This window comes from Sphingomonas sp. CFBP 8765 (assembly GCF_014841445.1).
GTDB classification, from domain to species: Bacteria; Pseudomonadota; Alphaproteobacteria; order Sphingomonadales; family Sphingomonadaceae; genus Sphingomonas; species Sphingomonas aerolata.
The window spans coordinates 1-277 of the sequence record NZ_JACYTY010000038.1 but is presented as its reverse complement, the minus strand read 5'-3'; the positions used below and the strand labels follow the sequence as shown (position 1 = coordinate 277).

The 277-nt window shown below is 58.1% G+C and carries 1 protein-coding gene; it reads left to right on the top strand.

From position 1 onward, the window contains the following. On the top strand, positions 1-200 hold a 200-nt coding region (locus IFT87_RS20225; RefSeq protein WP_206757246.1), incomplete at its 5' end, for a hypothetical protein. Positions 201-277: the final 77 nt, after the last annotated feature.

Here is a 277-nt window from a genome sequence, read left to right as displayed (position 1 = left end):
TCGCCATGTTGTTCACCGACGAGGTGCGTTGGACAGGTGCGGATTTCAGCGCGGCTGCCGCCATTTTCGCCGTTGTCGGCTTTGCGATTGAGCTGATTGTTCGGTTCGTTGACCAGTCGGTCTTACGAATGTCTCTCGTTTGCGGCGTCATCTTAGCTGCGTTGGCGATCTGGGCCGATGGTGCAGTCGGCATCCTATAGCTTGTGGATTGGGACGGCGACTTTCCACCACGTCGCGACGTTCGCGATCGTCAAAGCGGCCCCTGAAAGCCGCCTTT